Source organism: Streptomyces corynorhini (assembly GCF_003346515.1).
Classification (GTDB): Bacteria; Actinomycetota; Actinomycetes; order Streptomycetales; family Streptomycetaceae; genus Streptomyces; species Streptomyces corynorhini.
This window is the reverse complement of sequence record NZ_QQNA01000027.1, coordinates 1-16,063: the sequence shown is the minus strand read 5'-3', so window position 1 is coordinate 16,063 and position 16,063 is coordinate 1. Positions and strand designations below refer to the sequence as shown.

14 protein-coding genes and 1 tRNA gene are annotated in these 16,063 nt (G+C 70.5%); 2 read left to right on the top strand and 13 right to left on the bottom strand.

The genetic code is table 11. The annotated features are described in order from the left end of the window. Both DVH02_RS04755 and DVH02_RS04750 read right to left on the bottom strand, forming a co-directional pair. Nucleotides 1-1,041 (bottom strand): ABC transporter substrate-binding protein (locus DVH02_RS04755; protein ID WP_233518037.1); only part of this gene is annotated, 1,041 nt, incomplete at its 3' end. Nucleotides 1,042-1,387: 346 nt separating this feature from the next. Continuing rightward, nucleotides 1,388-2,269 carry an alpha/beta fold hydrolase gene (locus DVH02_RS04750; RefSeq protein ID WP_114622406.1) on the bottom strand — a complete coding sequence of 294 codons (882 nt, stop codon included), beginning with the start codon at nucleotides 2,267-2,269 and terminating at the stop codon, nucleotides 1,388-1,390. Between the two features lie 79 nt (nucleotides 2,270-2,348). On the opposite strand from DVH02_RS04750, the gene DVH02_RS04745 reads away from it, so the two are divergent. Then, nucleotides 2,349-2,849, top strand: a complete 501-nt coding sequence (locus DVH02_RS04745; protein WP_114622405.1) for a CGNR zinc finger domain-containing protein — start codon at nucleotides 2,349-2,351, stop codon at nucleotides 2,847-2,849. Nucleotides 2,850-2,975: 126 nt separating this feature from the next. On the opposite strand, the gene DVH02_RS04740 is transcribed toward DVH02_RS04745, so the two are convergent. The 3 genes from DVH02_RS04740 to DVH02_RS04730 all read right to left on the bottom strand — a co-directional run bounded on the left by DVH02_RS04740 (nucleotide 2,976) and on the right by DVH02_RS04730 (nucleotide 5,035). Next, nucleotides 2,976-3,048 (bottom strand) — tRNA-His (locus DVH02_RS04740). Between the two features lie 126 nt (nucleotides 3,049-3,174). After that, entirely contained in the window at nucleotides 3,175-3,777 is a 603-nt protein-coding gene (orn, locus tag DVH02_RS04735) for an oligoribonuclease (protein ID WP_114622404.1), read from the bottom strand. Between the two features lie 10 nt (nucleotides 3,778-3,787). After that, complete coding sequence (locus DVH02_RS04730; protein WP_114622403.1) at nucleotides 3,788-5,035, bottom strand: GlxA family transcriptional regulator; 1,248 nt, start codon at nucleotides 5,033-5,035, stop codon at nucleotides 3,788-3,790. Between the two features lie 1,059 nt (nucleotides 5,036-6,094). Here DVH02_RS04730 and DVH02_RS04725 point away from each other — a divergent pair. After that, nucleotides 6,095-6,616, top strand: coding sequence for a universal stress protein (locus tag DVH02_RS04725; RefSeq protein WP_114622402.1), 522 nt, complete (start codon nucleotides 6,095-6,097; stop codon nucleotides 6,614-6,616). Between the two features lie 415 nt (nucleotides 6,617-7,031). On the opposite strand, the gene glmS is transcribed toward DVH02_RS04725, so the two are convergent. From glmS to DVH02_RS04685, 8 genes are all read right to left on the bottom strand, one after another. After that, the gene (glmS, locus tag DVH02_RS04720; protein WP_114622401.1) at nucleotides 7,032-8,861 is read right to left on the bottom strand and encodes a glutamine--fructose-6-phosphate transaminase (isomerizing); all 1,830 of its coding nucleotides are present in this window, start codon (nucleotides 8,859-8,861) and stop codon (nucleotides 7,032-7,034) included. A 129-nt stretch (nucleotides 8,862-8,990) separates the two neighbouring features. Next, a complete protein-coding gene (locus DVH02_RS04715; protein WP_114622400.1) occupies nucleotides 8,991-9,266 on the bottom strand; it encodes a hypothetical protein in 276 nt (91 codons plus the stop codon). Nucleotides 9,267-9,327: 61 nt separating this feature from the next. Beyond that, nucleotides 9,328-10,284: a DUF4429 domain-containing protein gene (locus tag DVH02_RS04710; protein WP_114622399.1), complete on the bottom strand. Its 957-nt coding sequence runs from the start codon at nucleotides 10,282-10,284 to the stop codon at nucleotides 9,328-9,330. 116 nt (nucleotides 10,285-10,400) lie between these two features. Next, nucleotides 10,401-12,209 (bottom strand): IucA/IucC family protein, encoded by a 1,809-nt coding sequence (locus DVH02_RS04705; protein ID WP_114622398.1) that lies wholly within the window; start codon nucleotides 12,207-12,209, stop codon nucleotides 10,401-10,403. Next, the gene (locus tag DVH02_RS04700; protein WP_114622397.1) at nucleotides 12,206-12,802 is read right to left on the bottom strand and encodes a GNAT family N-acetyltransferase; all 597 of its coding nucleotides are present in this window, start codon (nucleotides 12,800-12,802) and stop codon (nucleotides 12,206-12,208) included. The genes DVH02_RS04705 and DVH02_RS04700 overlap by 4 nt, the downstream gene beginning before the upstream one ends. Continuing rightward, on the bottom strand, nucleotides 12,799-14,103 hold the full coding sequence (locus DVH02_RS04695; protein WP_114622396.1) for a lysine N(6)-hydroxylase/L-ornithine N(5)-oxygenase family protein: 1,305 nt from the start codon (nucleotides 14,101-14,103) through the stop codon (nucleotides 12,799-12,801). Before DVH02_RS04695 ends, DVH02_RS04700 begins: the two co-directional genes overlap by 4 nt. After that, complete coding sequence (locus tag DVH02_RS04690; protein WP_114622395.1) at nucleotides 14,087-15,529, bottom strand: pyridoxal phosphate-dependent decarboxylase family protein; 1,443 nt, start codon at nucleotides 15,527-15,529, stop codon at nucleotides 14,087-14,089. The genes DVH02_RS04695 and DVH02_RS04690 overlap by 17 nt, the downstream gene beginning before the upstream one ends. 161 nt (nucleotides 15,530-15,690) lie before the next feature. Next, the coding region (locus DVH02_RS04685; RefSeq protein ID WP_147285997.1) for a siderophore-interacting protein at nucleotides 15,691-16,063 on the bottom strand (373 nt) is incomplete at its 5' end.

Here is a 16,063-nt window from a genome sequence, read left to right as displayed (position 1 = left end):
TTCGGGCGCGGTCAGCCAGGCGGCCAGCTCGGCGGCGGCCTCCTTGTTCCCGCCTGCCTCCGGGACGGCGAGGAAGGAGCCGCCCCAGTTGCCGGGCCTGGGTGCGGCGGCCACGTCCCACCGGTCCTTGCCGCCCTCGCCCGCCTTGTCCTGGATGTAGCCGAGCATCCAGGCGGGGCAGGAGATCGTGGCGAAGGCGCTGTTCGAAAAGCCCTGGTCCCAGGAGGGGGTGAACTGCTGGAGCTTGGCCGTCAGCCCGCCCTGCGCGAAGGCCGCGGCGCTGTTCCACGCCTGCTTCACGGCCGGGTTGGTCTTGTAAACGACCTTGCCGTCCGCGTCGTAGTAGCGCTTGGCCTCACTGCCGGTGATCGCGGCCAGCACCCCGCTCGCCGAGTCCACGAAGGCCGTTCCCCTCGGCGCCTTCGCCTTGAACTTCTTCCCGGTCTCCAGGTACTTCCGCCAGTCCCCGGCCCACAGCTCCCCGACCTTCGCGCGGTCGGTGGGCAGCCCCGCCGCGGCGAAGAGGTCCTTGCGGTAGCAGATCCCCTCGGGGCCGACATCGGTGCCGAGCGCGATCGTCTTCCCCGCCCGGTCGGTGGCCTGCGCCCACTTCCACGCCAGGAAGCTGTCCTTCCGGACGCCTCGCGTCCTGCCGAGGTCGACCAGTTTGTCCGCCTGGGTGGCGGTGACCTCGGCGATGTTGGAGACCTCGACGGCCTGGATGTCCGCGAGTCCGCTGCCGGAGCCGAGATGGGTGAGGAGTTGCGGGTAGTAGTTCTCGTTGCGCTCGATGGACGTCTGCTTGATGACGATGTCCTTGTGGAGCTTCATGTACTGGTCGTAGAGCCCGGCCTCTTTCAGTCCGAAGGCGCCGAAGACCCCCACCGTGAGCGTGGTCCTGCCCCCGCCGCCCTCTCCGGCCGTCGCGCCGCCGGAGGGTTCGTCACTGTCCGCGGCACAGCCGGCCAGCACTCCCGCACCGAGAACGCCGGCGACCACCAGGGCCACCATCCGGCGGGACGAATGAGTACGTGTACGCATGGTCGTCCTCCTAGTGCACCGACGCGTGCCGGCCCCCGGCCAACTGCTCCGGTCTGCCGTTCGCGACGGGGAGGGGGGATCCGGCGCGGTCGGGCCACGTGCGGGGCATGTATGGGTCAGATACGGTGGGAGCGCTCCCATGTGTGTTGAAGGGTCGCCCGTCCCTGTAGGGGTGTCAAGGGACCGGGCGGCGCGGGCCGACTGTTTATCCGTTTGTTGGACTGAGCGGGGTCCGGGTGGGGCGGGCCGCCGCACCGGGACGCGCCCGCGCGCGACGTCGGCGGCCGGGAAAGGCCGGGGGCGACGGCGCCCGGCCCCGGTCCTGGGCCCCGCTCCTGGGCCCCGGTCACCCGTCGGCCGGTGCGCCGAGTACCCGCGGGCGGAAGCGGACGACGGCGGAGGCGACCTCGTCCAGGTGGCTCTCCAGGAGGAAGTGGCCGCCGTCGAGCAGGACGATCTCCGCGTCCGGGGCGTCGCGCCGGAACGCCTCCGCGCCCGCCGGGCCGAAGATCTCGTCGTTGCGGCCCCAGATCGCGAGAACGGGGACGCGGCTGGACCGCAGCCACTCGTGCACCGCCGGGTACAGGGCGCGGTTGCCGCCATAGTCGCCGAACAGGGCGAGCTGGGCGCGGTCGACGCCGGGCCGGGCGAGCAGCGCCAGGTCGTGCTCCCAGGCGTCGGGATCGATCAGGCTGGGGTCGGGGACGCCGTGGGTGTACTGCCACTCGACGGCTTCCCGGCCCAGCGCGGGCCGCAGCCGCGCCTCGTTCTCCGGGTCGCGCCGCGCTCCGTAGGCCCAGACCGGTGCCCAGAACTCCGGTACGAAGCCTTCGTCGTAGGCGTTGCCGTTCTGCGAGACGACGCCGGTCACCGACGCGGGGGACGCCAGCGCGAGCCGCCAGCCGATGGGCGCGCCGTAGTCCTGTACGTAGAGCGCGTAGCGGTCCACGCCGAGGGCGGCCAGGAAGCCGCGCGTCACCTCGGCGAGGGCGTCGAAGGTGTAGGGGAAGTCCTCCACGTCGGGCGCCGACGAGCGGCCGAAGCCGATGTGGTCGGGCGCGATCACCCGGTAGGGACCGACCAGCGTCGGGATCAGATGCCGGAACATGTGCGAACTCGTCGGATAGCCGTGCAGCAGGAGGAGGACGGGCGCGTCCGAGGGGCCCGCCTCCCGGTAGAAGACGGTCAAGCCGCCGACCTCGGCGGTCCGGTGGTGAACGGCAACCACGGTAACCCCTTAAATTGATTTAACCGGTTAGGCTATGCTCATCATGCACAGGGGCGTATGAGGTGTCAAGGAGAGAGCCGTGGTCGAGGACGAGGATCTGCTGCTCGCCGTGCTCAACAGCGCGCCGGTGATCGACGGGCGCCCGGCGGACGTACTGAGCGGGGAGGGCGCGGGGGAGTGGATACGGGCGCTGGGAGGGGGCGGCACGCGTGAGGAGTGCGGCCGTCTGCGCCTGATACGCGACACGCTGCATCAGCTGATCCGGGGGGCGCCCGCGGACATCGGCGGCCTCGCCACCGCGCTCGACCGGGCTCGGCTTCGCCCCGCCGTCTCGGCGGAAGGGGTCTCCTGGCAGTTGGAGACGGCGCCGGAGGAGGCGCTCGCGGTGCGCGTCGTACTCGCGTGGTCGCGCGTCACCGCGGAGCTGCCGCGACGGCTGCGGGCCTGCGCGAACGAGGAGTGCAATCTGTTCCTCGTCGATCACAGTCGGCCCGGGACCGCCCGGTGGTGTTCCATGGCGGCCTGCGGCAACCGGATGAAGGCGCGAACCCACGCGCGCAAGCGGCGCTTCGAGGACTGACCGTCGGAACGGAACCCGCGGCCGGGCCGCCACCGCCGCCCACGCGGCGGGTCCCGGCGGCCCGCCGCGGTCCGGAAACGATCGGGGCCCGACCTGCTTTCCGCAGGTCGGGCCCCGATCTTCAAGGGTGAGTAACGGGACTTGAACCCGCGACATCCTGGACCACAACCAGGTGCTCTACCAGCTGAGCTATACCCACCACGCCCGGTCTTTTTCCCTGACCGGCCGAGAAAAAGTGTACAGGGTCCACGAGGGTGCTCGCACCAGGCTCAAGAGCGCCCTGCCGGCGCGCTCACACCGGCCTCGCGCCCGTGTCGGCCCGGCGTCACTCCGCCCGCAGCACGTGCTTCGCCGCGATCTGCTTCGCCGTGTCGGAGTCCGGGCCCGGCTGCGGTACGAAGACCGCCTCGCGGTAGTAGCGCAGCTCCGCGATGGATTCGCGGATGTCGGCCAGGGCGCGGTGGTTGCCGCTCTTCTCGGGGCTGTTGAAGTAGGCGCGCGGGTACCAGCGGCGGGCCAGCTCCTTGATCGAGGAGACGTCCACGATCCGGTAGTGGAGGTAGCCCTCCAGCGTCGCCATGTCGCGCAGCAGGAAGCCGCGGTCGGTGCCGACCGTGTTTCCGCACAGCGGGGCCTTGCCCGGCTCCTTCACGTGCTCGCGCACGTACGCCAGGACCTGCTCCTCGGCGGCGGCGAGCGTGGTGCCGCCCGCCAGCTCGTCGAGGAGCCCCGAGGTGGTGTGCATCTGCCGCACCACCTCGGGCATGGTCTCCAGCGCAGCGTCCGGCGGGCGGATCACGATGTCCACCCCTTCACCGAGCACGTTCAGCTCCGAGTCGGTGACCAGCGCGGCCACCTCGATGAGTGCGTCGTCCGTCAACGAGAGCCCGGTCATCTCGCAGTCGATCCACACCATTCGATCGTTCATGCGCCTTACCCTACGGTGCGCTCCGCTGGCCGGGCAGACTCGGACGGCCCGGACCTGTTGCGTACATGTCCGAACCGGGTTTCGAGTGGTCCGGCAGCGGCCCGGGACCGGACGCGTGGCCGGGCCCGTGACCATGGCCAGGACCGTGGCCCGGCGTGCCCGACGGAGCCGTCCGCCGGGTGTGCGGCGACGACTGCGCGGGGACGACCGACTCCATGACCCCCGGCGGCATCGGATCGCCCTGCGGGCGCCTGGCCCGGTAGGCGGACCGGTAGGCCGCGGGGGAGGAGCCGAGCTGGCGCCGGAAGTGCCCGCGCAGCGCCACCGGGGAGCGGAAGCCGCAGCGGCCCGCGACCTCGTCGACCGAGTAGTCGGAGGTCTCCAGCAGCCGCTGTGCCTGAAGCACCCGCTGGGTGATCAGCCACTGGAGCGGCGCGCTCCCGGTCAGCGACCTGAACCGGCGGTCGAAGGTCCGGCGGCTCATGTACGCGCGGGCGGCCAGCGTCTCCACGTCGAACTGCTCGTGCAGATGCTCCAGCGCCCAGGCCACGACCTCGGCGAGCGGGTCGGAGCCGATCTCCTCCGGTAAAGACCTGTCCAGATAGCGCTCCTGACCGCCGCTGCGCCGGGGCGGTACGACGAGTCTGCGCGCGAGCGCGCCCGCGGCCTCGGCGCCGTGATCCGTCCGGACTATATGCAGGCACAGATCGATTCCGGCCGCCGTACCGGCGGACGTGAGTACATCGCCGTCATCCACGAACAGCTCTCTCGGATCCACGTGTACGGACGGATAGCGCTTGGCGAGCGTCGGCGCGTACATCCAGTGCGTGGTGGCCGGGCGGCCGTCCAGCAGACCGGCCGCGGCGAGCACGAACGCGCCGGTGCACAGACCGACGATCCTTGCGCCTTCCTCATGCGCGCGACGCAGCGCGTCCAGCGCCTCCGGCGGTGGCGGTGACGTGATCGACCGCCATGCCGGTACGACCACGGTGCCGGCCCTGCTGATCGCCTCCAGGCCGTACGGCGCGGTGAGTTCGAGCCCGCCCGTGGTGCGCAGCGGTCCGTCCTCCCCGCCGCAGACGAGCAGGCGGTAGCGGGGAACCCCGGCGTCCTGGCGGTCGATTCCGAACACGGAGAGCGGGATGGAGCTCTCGAAGATGGGGCCGCCGCTGAAGAGCAGCACGGCGACGACTTCCCGGCGTCGACGCCCGGAAAGCTTCCGTACTGACTCCGGTGCGGCAGTGGAGTCCTGGCTCATGGTGCTAAGCCCCCCTCGGTGTTCGCGTCTCCCCGTTCTTGTCGGGCCTTTCGCTCCTGCACGATTCCCCTCGGTTCTGCACGGGTCCCCAGCCGTCGATACTCATGATCGAATCTACTGTGTCCCGTGGTGCCGGCGTGACAAGTTCCCCAACCGGCGCTATGTCGACAAGGCAACTTGGCGCGAAGCATTCGATCACGAAGCGTTCCACTCGGAAGCCGAGAGTGGAAGTGGGCCTCACGCGCATGGCCCGTCCCCGTAGGGTGCGGACGACGGTAGCGGTCCTTTCTTCCCTGGTGGCAAGGGGGTTGGCAGGCCATTTCACCAAAGGTTCTGCTCAAGTGCGAAGTTGGCCGAAAAGTGTTGGGTGTGTCTCAGGGGCGCCCTGAGTCCCCCGGCGCACTTCCCTCACGTACGCGCGAGCCGCGGCGCTCCCAGGGCCATCGCGCGACGCGGCATGGCGCCGAGCGCCCCCGGACACCCCGCGATCCGCGCTTCACGCCCTCCCGGATTGGCGACTTCTGGACGCTCCGGATCCGGCGTGGGGCGTTGCGTGCGGCGGCGCCTCCGGCGTGCGGGGTCGTGCCGGGGTGTGCGCGGACCGGCGTACGGCCGTATGCGGGCCCCGGCCGCGCCTGAACCCCTCCGGGGTCCCGCCAGCCGCCCCGCGGGCGTCCACGGGGCCCATGGGGGCCCTGCGGGGCCCCTGGGGCGCCCCGGCGGACCGTGCGGCGATGGCGGCCCGGCGGGACCGGGGTGGGCGGTGGTGCGGACGCGGGGGCCGCCTGGGGGCCGCGAGGTGACCGTTGGCCAACGGGAAACGGAACGATACGGCCCCTCCGTCCGGAATGCTGTAGAGGGCATCCGGCATTGCGCTCCCGCGTGGGCTCGTGCATGCTCCCTGGAACGCCAGCGTGTGAGGCGCCGGGCTCTGGGCAGGAGAGGAGTGTCGCCGTACCCTTCGGGGTATGGGGTTGGGAAGATGATTCCCGGACACAGCAGCTCCCGCCACGCCCCCTGTTGATCCTTCCCACGAGGACCTCCTTCGCCGAGATACCCATGGCCGGTCACGAAATCCCAGAACCCGCAGACCGCAAGCAGGTAGCCGACCCCCTGTCGGATCTCCAGCCGGCGGAACAGACCCACGCCTCCTGCGATCCCGCCTTCATGCACGGAGTGGTCGTCGGTTTCGACGGCTCGACGTCCAGCGAGCGGGCTCTCGCCTACGCCATCGGCATGGCCAGACGGCTCGGTTCCGGTCTGATCATCGTCCATGTCGCCAACCGGCTCCCGACCACGGTCTGGGCGGGCTGCGAGCCCCCCGTGTTCGTGGACGTCCCCGACCACCGCACCGAGGTGCTCGGCCTGGAGCTGGCCTGCGCCGACTACCTCGCGGAAGTGCCCTGGATCCTGGTCGAGCGCGGCGGCGACATCTGCCACGAACTGGAAGAAGTCGGCCAGGAGTACTCGGCGGACGCGATCGTCGTCGGGTCCACGCACGGCATCGTCGGGCGGATCTTCGGCTCGGTCGCGGGACGGCTCGCGCGGCGTGCGCAGCGGCCGGTCGTCGTCATCCCGTAACCGGCGGTACTCCGTAACCCGCCCCCGTCCCGCACCCGGCGCCTCGTACCGGTGCCCCGGACCCGGCCGTTCGTATCCGGCGGTTCGTATCCGGCCCCGGATGCGGCCCCGTATCCGGCGGCGCCTGCCGCGCGTCGGGTGCGCTCTGTGTGCCACCACGCGCCCCCCGAATGCGCCCAATCCGCCGAGTTCGCGTCAACTTCCGTACCCCGCAGGTGAATTTACTCACGCGTAGAGGTGCATTGCGCGCTTGTGAAGGGTACATAACGGCCGCTGAGAGGTACGGGAAAGGTGCCAGACAGCCGCGGGCCGGTGCTCGGGCAAGCACCGGCCCCTTCCGGAGAGCGCCCCCAGTGTGACGGGTGGCACGCGCTGGGGGCGCTCTCACCCGTCGCTCGACTGTCCCGCCGCTCCGCTACTCCACCGTCACGGACTTCGCGAGGTTGCGCGGCTTGTCGATGTCCCGGCCCAGCGCCAGCGCCGTGTGGTACGCCAGCAGCTGGAGCGGGATGCCCATCAGGATCGGGTCCAGCTCCGTCTCGTTCTTCGGTACGACGATCGTGTGGTCGGCCTTCTCCTGCGGCTGATGCGCCACCGCCAGGATCGGCCCGCTGCGCGCCTTGATCTCCTCCAGCGCCGCCCGGTTCTTCTCCAGCAGGTCGTCGTCCGGCACGATCGCGATCGTCGGCAGCGCCGGCTCGATCAGGGCGAGCGGCCCGTGCTTCAACTCCGAGGCCGGGTACGCCTCGGCGTGGATGTACGAGATCTCCTTGAGCTTCAGCGACGCCTCCAGCGCCACCGGATAGCCGCGCACCCGGCCGATGAACATCATCGAACTGGCCTGCGCGTACCGCTCCGCCAGCTTCTCGATGTCCCCCTCCGTCTCCAGGATCTCGGCGATCTGCGCGGGCAGCCTGCGCAGTCCCGCGATGATCCGCTTGCCGTCCGCGACCGACAGGTCCCGGATCCGGCCCAGGTGCAGCGCCAGCAGCGCGAACGAGACGACGGTGTTGGTGAAGCACTTGGTGGAGACGACGCAGACCTCGGGGCCCGCGTGCACGTACACCCCGCCGTCGGTCTCCCGGGCGATCGCGGAACCGACGACGTTCACCACCCCGAGCACGCGCGCGCCCTTGCGCTTCAGCTCCTGCACCGCCGCCAGTACGTCGTACGTCTCACCGGACTGGGACACCGCGACGTACAGCGTGTCGGGATCCACGACCGGATTGCGGTAGCGGAACTCCGAGGCCGGCTCGGCGTCGGCGGGGATACGGGCCAGCTCCTCGATCAACTGGGCCCCGATCAGGCCCGCGTGGTACGAGGTGCCGCAGCCCAGGATCTTGATCCGGCGCACCCCGCGCGCCTCGCGGGCGTCCAGGTTGAGGCCGCCCAGGTGCACGGTGGAGAACCGGTCGTCGATCCGGCCGCGCAGCACCCGGTCCACGGCGTCGGCCTGCTCCGAGATCTCCTTGTGCATGTACGTGTCGTGGCCGCCCATGTCGTACGACTCGGCCTCCCACTCCACGGTGGTCGGCGTGGCCGAGGTGGTCGAGCCCTCGGTGGTGTACGTACGGAAGTCGTCGGCCTTGAGCGTGGCCATCTCGCCGTCGTCCAGCGTCACGACCTGGCGGGTGTGGGAGACCAGCGCCGCCACGTCGGAGGCGACGAACATCTCCTTCTCGCCGATGCCGAGCACGACCGGGGAGCCGTTGCGGGCGACGACGATACGGTCCGGGAACTCCGCGTGCATGACGGCGATGCCGTACGTGCCCTCGATCAGCTGGAGCGCCTGACGGACCTTTTCCTCCAGGGTCGGGGCCTGCGAGCGGGCGATGAGGTGGGTCAGCACCTCGGTGTCCGTCTCGGAGAGGAACACCACCCCGTCCGCCTCCAGCTTCACGCGCAGCTCGGAGGCGTTGTCGATGATGCCGTTGTGGACGAGGGCGACCTTGGACTCGGGGTCCATGTGCGGATGGGCGTTCTCGTCGCTCGGGGCGCCGTGGGTGGCCCAGCGGGTGTGCGCGATGCCGGTGGTGCCGGTGAAGCGCTTGGGGACCCGGGCCTCCAGCTCGCGGACCCGGCCCTTGGCCTTGACCATCTTCAGCGTGGTGGCCTTGCCCGCGGCCGGCTTGCCGGTGATGACGAGGCCCGCCGAGTCGTAGCCCCGGTACTCCAGTCGCTGGAGTCCCTCCAGCAGCAGTGGTGCCACATCACGCTTGCCGATGTATCCGACGATTCCGCACATACAGTCTCTGCCCCTCCTGGTGGATGTTCCTGCCCGGTGCCGTCTACCCGCCGCCGTGACTCCCGCCGCCGTGACTCCCGGCCTCGTGACTCCGGCCCCGTGGGCCCGGCGCCGCGTGTCCGGTGCTCCTCAGCCGTAGACGATGCGGCGCAGCTGCCGCAGCGACAGCTCCGGCGGCGCCACGGCGCGGTGCGGCAGCTCGGCGGCGATGCGTTCGAAGATCTCCGCGTTCGTGCCGCCGCCCGACTGCATCTCGCGGTGGCGGCGGCGTACGAACTCCTCGGTCGTCTCGTCGAAGTACGCCAGTACGTCGAGCACCACCCGGGCGGCCTCGCCGCGCTGGAGCGCGGTGGAGCGGACCAGATGGTCGATGAGGTCGTCGTACGGCGGACGGCGTTCGGGCACCCGTTGATATTGCTGGGCGACTCGGGTGTTTGCAAGAATCCTGCCCGGAATCGGGCAGGATTCATCCTTGGAGTCTGCCGAGGACGGCCTGTTTGGCGGCGGTGAACTCCTCGGCGGTCAGGATCCCCGACTGATGCAGCTCGCCCAGCTCCCGCAGTCTGCGCAGCAGCGCGTCATGGTCGTCCCCACCGGCCGGGGCGTCCTCCGCAGTCCCCGCAGTCCCCCCTGTCCCCGCAGTGCCCGCTGTCCCCGCAGTGCCCGCTGTCCCCGTCGCCCCCGCCGCCAGGGCTGTCCCCGCCGGGTCCGGCGTCCGGCCCGCGCGCGGGTGCGGCAGCCGCGCCAGCACCGCCGCCCCGGCCAGGGCCATCAGCGGATCCTTCTTGAACCCCCACAGCTCCACCGCGTTCGGGTCGTACTTCGGCGGTGTCGCGGGCGGAGCGCCGGCGACCAGGAAGCGCAGCGAGCCGTTCTCCAGCCCCGCGTTCGGCCGCCACTCCACGCCGCGCACCTGGCCGAGCGCCAGGGTGCGCGGGCCACCGGAGGACTTCGCGCTCTCGGTCTTCCAGTTCCACTCCAGTCTGATCGACTCGCCGTCGAAGGTGACGGTCGCGTCGCCCGCGGCGACCGTGATCGGCAGCGCGGGCCCCGGCAGCAGGTAGCGGTCCACGGGCCCGGGGTCCACGCCGTCGAGCAGCAGGGCGTTGCGGACCTCGTCCACCAGGTACTCGGCGACGCCCGTACGGTCGCTCTCCACGGTCAGCCGGTACGGGTCCACGCCGTCCGGCAGCCCGCCGCTCGCGACCTGGAGCAGCGGGTCGGCGCCGTCCCGCAGCCGCAGCCGCAGCCGCCCGGATGTGCGTCCGGGCTCGAAGGAGATCCCCGCCAGGGCCTGGAGCGGTACGGCGATCTCGCCGATGGTGGTGCGCAGCGGGCTCACGTTCTTGTCGCGGCCGGGCACGATACGGACCGTGTCCCCGTCGAAGGTCCAGGTGCCGTCCTGCTGGATGATTTCCGCCATGCGGTGATTCTCCCAGGGCCGGGACGGCCGAAGGGCGGGCATCGGAAGCTCTGCCAAACTTCCGACGCCCGCCCGGCTCGTACCGCTCGCGCCGTCCCGTACCGCTCGTACGGTTCCTACGCCGGGCCCGCGAACCGCGCGATCGGGTTGTCCAGCGTGCCGACGAGCTGGAGCGCGCCCGCCGGGTCCGTGATGTCGACCATCTGCTCGTTGTTGCGCAGCTGGAGCCGGTTGAGGCAGGAGAGCGCGAACGCGTCCGCGAACAGGTCGTACTGCCGGAACTTGTCCGCGAGCTGCGGCGTGGACGCCTGGTAGCGCCGTACGCAGTCGGCGACCGCCCGCCAGAACGTCTCCTCGTCGGGCAGCGCCCCGTCCGAGACCAGCTCCGCGCTCAGGAAGCGGAAGAAGCAGTCGAAGACGTCGGTGAAGACCGAGAGGATCTTCATGTCCTCGGGGACCTCCGCGCGGATGCGCTCGACGGCCGGCGGCACCACCGCGTCCGGGTCCATCACCGCGATCTCCTCGGCGATGTCCTTGAAGATCGCCCGCTGGACGGCGCCGTCCTCGATGACCAGGATGACGTTCTCGCCGTGCGGCATGAACACCAGGTCGTAGGCGTAGAAGGAGTGCAGCACCGGTACGAGGTACGCGTCCAGGTAGCGGCGCAGCCACTCCTCCGGCGTGAGCCCCGACTCGGCGATCAGCGCGCCCGCGAAGGAGCCGCCCTCCCGGTCGACGTGGAGCAGCGACGCCATGGTGGCGAGCCGTTCACGCCCCTTCAGCGACGGTACGGGGCTCTCGCGCCAGAGCGCGGCCAGCATTTTCAGATACGGGGAGCCCTTGGCGGTGGCCGCCTCGTACTGGCGGTGGTGGTAGCCGATGGCCGCGCGTTCCCGGATGATCGAGAAGCGGGCCGCCCGCAGCACGTCGTCGCTCTCGATCAGGCCCGCGAGCCAGTCGTTGATGGCGGGCGTGGCCTCCATGTAGGCGGCGGACAGGCCGCGCATGAAGCCCATGTTGAGGACGGAGAGCGCGGTTTTGACGTAGTGCTTGGCCGGGTCGCTCGTGTTGAAGAACGTACGGATCGACTGCTGGGCCAGATACGCGTCGTCGCTCTCGCCGAGGCAGACCAGGTGGCGGCGGCCCAGCTCGGCGGCGAAGGTCACCGACAGTTTGTTCCACCACTGCCAGGGGTGCACCGGGATCAGGAGGAAGTCGTCCGGGTCGAGGCCCTGCCCGAGCAGGACCGTGTCGAACCGCTCCCTGGTCGCGGCCGACAGCTCCTCGCGGATCAGCGACGCGTAGTCGAGCCCGGCTCCGGCCGTGAAGGTGGCGCGGTCGCGGCGGGCCGCGAGCCACACGAGCCGCAGCGGGCTCGCGGTCTCCGGGGCGTACGCGCGGTACTCGTCGACGCCGAAGCCGAGCCGTCCGTTGTTGGCGACGAAGCAGGGGTGGCCCTCGGTCATCCCCGTCTCGATCTCCTGGAACCCGGCGGTGGCCAGCTCCGCCGAGGTCACGGGCTTCTTGGTGAGTTTGTACGCCGTGCCCGCCAGCGTGGAGGAGATCTCCTCCAGATAGACCGGCAGGATCGCGGCGGAGAGCCCGAGCGTCTCGCGCAGCTCGATGAAGAAGTCCAGCGCGTCCAGCGGGAGCCGCTCCTGCGCGCGGCGGCGCTCGATCGAGGCGGCGGGGACCTGCCAGTGGTCGAGGGCGAACCGGCGCGCGGTGAAGCGGTACTCGGTCGCGCCGTCGTCGCTCAGCACCCGGTAGCGGTCCTCGCCCAGCGGCTCCGGGGTGAGGATGCGCTCGTGGGAGAACTCGGCGAGGGCTTTGCGGATCAGCAGCGCGCCCGCCTGTTCCCAGCGCTCGGGGGTCAGATGCGCGACGCTGCCGGTCACATCGGTGGGGTGGGTCGGTCGGCTCATCGGGTGACTCCTCGTGCGGTCAGGAACATCTCACGCGTACACACGCTCAGCAGGGCGTCCTTCTCCGGCTTCGCGAGTTTCTCCACGACCTGGAAGCCGACGGCCTCGTTGAGGGCGTGCACGGCGGTGTTGCGGACATCGGGCTCGACGACCACGCGGTCCACGGCGGGATCGTCGAACAGCAGCTCAAGCACCGTGGTGATCACGGCCAGGGTGAAGCCGTGCAGCCGCCGCCCGGTGTCGACCGGCGCGACGAGGAAGTGCATCCCGATATCGCCGGGGAGCGCGTCGTACAGCCCCTTCAGCTCCACCTCCGCCGGGTTGTAGCGCTCGACGAGGAAGGCGGGCGCGCCCTCGTGGAGGCCGAGGTAGGCGTCGTGGTTGCCCGCGGCGGCGATCGACATGTACTCGCGCTCGACGTCGGGCAGTGAGGCGTCCTGCATCAGCCAGTAGGCGGCCTTGGGGTGGGTGACCCAGCTGTGCAGCAGCTCCGCGTCGCGGAACGGGTCGACGGCGCGTACCTCGAAGCGGCCCAGCCGCTCGTCGGTACGCCCGTACAGGATCTCCTCGGTCCCGGTCCTGGGCTCGTTCATATGACATCGCCCTCCGGGGCGGAGAACTCCTGGAACGCGATGGCCTTCTCCACCGGGTAGTACGCGCGCCCCAGCAGCTCGCCGATGATGTACGCGTTGCGGTACGGGCCCATGCCCAGGTCGGGCGAGGTGATGCTGTGCGTGTGCACCCCGGCGTTCTGCAGGAAGACCCCGCGTCCGGTCGTGTCGATGCTGTAGTTGCGGGCGACGTCGAAGCGGCCCTGCCCGTCGAGGCGCAGCCGGTCCGCGACCGGCTCCAGGAACGCCGGGGTGACGTACTTGTAGCCGGTGGCGAGGACCAGCCCCTGGGTGGTGAGCGAGAAGTCCCGCTCCTGCTCCTCCTGGCGCAGCCCCAGCGTGTACCGGCCGTCGGCGTACGACGCGGAGCGCAGCGCGGTGTTGGCGATCAGCCGGGTGTTCACCGGGCCCGTGATGTTCTTCTGGTAGAGCAGGTCGAAGATCTCGTTGATCAGCTCCGAGTCGATGCCCTTGAACAGGCCCTTCTGGCCCGCCTCCAGCCGGTAGCGGGTGGCCTCCGGCAGCGCGTGGAAGTAGTCGATGTACTCCGGGGAGGTCATCTCCAGGGTGAGCTTGGTGTATTCGAGGGGGAAGAACCGCGCGGAGCGGGTGATCCAGTTCAGCCGGTAGCCGTGGACGTCGCTCTCGGAGAGCAGGTCGTAGTAGATCTCCGCCGCGCTCTGCCCGCTGCCGACGAGGGTGATGGAGTCCTTCTTCTGCAGCTCCGCCTTGCCCTGGACGTAGCGGGAGTTGTGCAGGAAGTCGCCGCCCAGGCCGCGGCAGGACTCCGGCACGTGGGGCGGGGTGCCGGTGCCCAGCACGAGGTGCCGGGCGCGGTAGGTCTCGTCCCCGGCCGTGATCTCGTACAGCTCGTCGCTCTCGTCGTACGAGACCGATGTCACCGTCCGGTCGAAGCGCACGTTGGAGAGTCTCGCGGCGGCCCAGCGGCAGTAGTCGTTGTACTCGACGCGCAGCGGATAGAAGTTCTCGCGGATGTAGAACGAGTACAGCCGCCCGGACTCCTTGAGGTAGTTGAGGAAGGAGTACGGCGAGGTCGGGTCGGCCAGCGTGACCAGGTCGGAGAGGAACGGGGTCTGGAGATGGGCGCCTTCGAGGAACATCCCCGAGTGCCATTCGAAGTCCGGTTTGGACTCCAGGAAGACCCCGTCGAGTTCGGATATGGGCTCGGTCAGACAGGCGAGACCGAGATTGAACGGACCGAGTCCGATGCCGACGAAGTCGTAGGGCGCGTTCGGCGCGCGGTGGTCAGGACGCGTGGACAAGGTTCTCTCCCAGGTACTGCTCGGCGTGGCCGGCGATCAGATCGAGGACGGCGGCGATGTCCCGCACGGTGGTCTCGGGGTTGAGCAGGGTGAACTTCAGGTACTGACGGCCGCCGACGGAGGTCCCGGCGACCACCGCCTCGCCGGAGGCGAAGAGGGCCTTGCGGGCGTGGAGATTGGCCCGGTCGATCTCGCTGGGGCTGGTGATGCGCTCGGGGATGTAGCGGAAGACGAGGGTGGAGAGGCTGGGCTCCACGACGACGTCGTAGCGCGGGTCGGCGGCGAGCAGCTGCCAGCCCTCGGCGGCCAGGTCGCAGACCTCGTCGAAGAGTTCGCCGATGCCGTCCGCGCCCATCACGCGCAGGGTCATCCACAGTTTGAGGGCGTCGAAGCGGCGGGTCGTCTGGAGCGACTTGTCGACCTGGTTGGGGATGCGCTCCTCGATCGTCCGGCGCGGGTTGAGGTAGTCCGCGTGGTACGTGGCGTGGCGCAGGGTGGCTCCGTCCCGTACCAGCACTGCCGAGGAACTCACCGGCTGGAAGAAGGACTTGTGGTAGTCGACGGTGACGGAGTCGGCGTGCTCGATGCCGGACAGCAGAGCGCGCCGGGTGGGGGAGGCGAGCAGTCCGCAGCCGTACGCCGCGTCGACGTGCAGCCAGGTGTCGTACTGCTCGCAGAGCGCGGCGATCTCGGGCAGCGGGTCGATGGAGCCGAAGTCGGTGGTGCCCGCGGTGGCGACGACGGCCATCGGGGTCAGTCCCTCGGCGCGGCAGCGCTCCAGCTCGGCGGCGAGGGCGACGGTCTGCATGCGCTTGTCGCGGTCGCAGGGTACGGAGACCACGGCGTCGGGGCCGAGCCCGAGCAGCGTGGCCGACTTCTGGACGCTGAAGTGGCTGCACTCGGAGGCGAAGACGCGCAGTTTCGTCGGCTCGTCGGACTTGGCCTCCTCGCGGGCGAGCAGCAGGGCCTGCAGGTTGGACTGGGTGCCGCCGCTGGTGAAGACGCCGTCGGCGCCGGCGCCGAGACCGATCCTGGCGGTGGTCCAGTCGATCAGTTTGCGCTCGATCAGGGTGCCGCCGGCGCTCTGGTCCCAGGTGTCGAGCGAGGAGTTGACGGCCGAGAGGACCGCTTCGCCGAGGAGGGCGGGTATGACGACGGGGCAGTTGAGGTGGGCGAGGTAGCGGGGGTGGTGGAAGTAGACCGCGTCACGCAGATAGACGCGCTCCAGCTCGTCCAGCGCGGCCGAGGCGTCGCCCAGCGGCCGGTCGAGATCGACGGCGTCGACGACGGGGGCCAGCACGTCGGGTGTGACTCCGCTGAACGGCTTGCGCGTCGTGGCGATACGGTCCGCCACCCGCTCGACTCCCTCGGTGACGGAGCGTCGGTAACGCTCCGCCGTCGCGTCATTGAGCAGGTGCGCACGCATCAAGGTCCTCCCGGATGTGGGGGTGTCGTCGCGCTCCCAGGGACAGGGATGAGGGCGGGAGCGCGACGTGGAAGTTAAGTTAGCCTAACCTAACTTCATTACTCAACGCGGCCGGAGTGTGACTCTTGTCGCTCACCTGACACATCCGTTTCACAGGGCCGTTACGCGGCCCCGGCGCCCGCCGCGGCCCGCTCGCGCAGCTGCTCCTCGCTCAGCCCGCGGCGCCAGTAGCCGACGAACGTGACGCGCCGCCGGTCGAGTTCGCGCTCGCGCACCAGATGGCGGCGCAACTCCTTGACCGTGCCCGACTCCCCGGCGATCCACGCGTACGGCGCGCTGCCGCGCGGCGAGGCCGCCCGGACGGCCTCCAGCGCGCCGGGCGCGCCCTCCTCCCGCACCAGCCAGGTGACCCGGGCGTCGGCGGCGGTGCGCAGCGGTCGCCGGTCGCCGCTGCGCACCGCCGCCGACGCCCGGGTCACCTGGCTGGTGCGGGAGGAGGGCGCGCCCGGCGCGCTGGAGGCCGTCCGGGCGGCC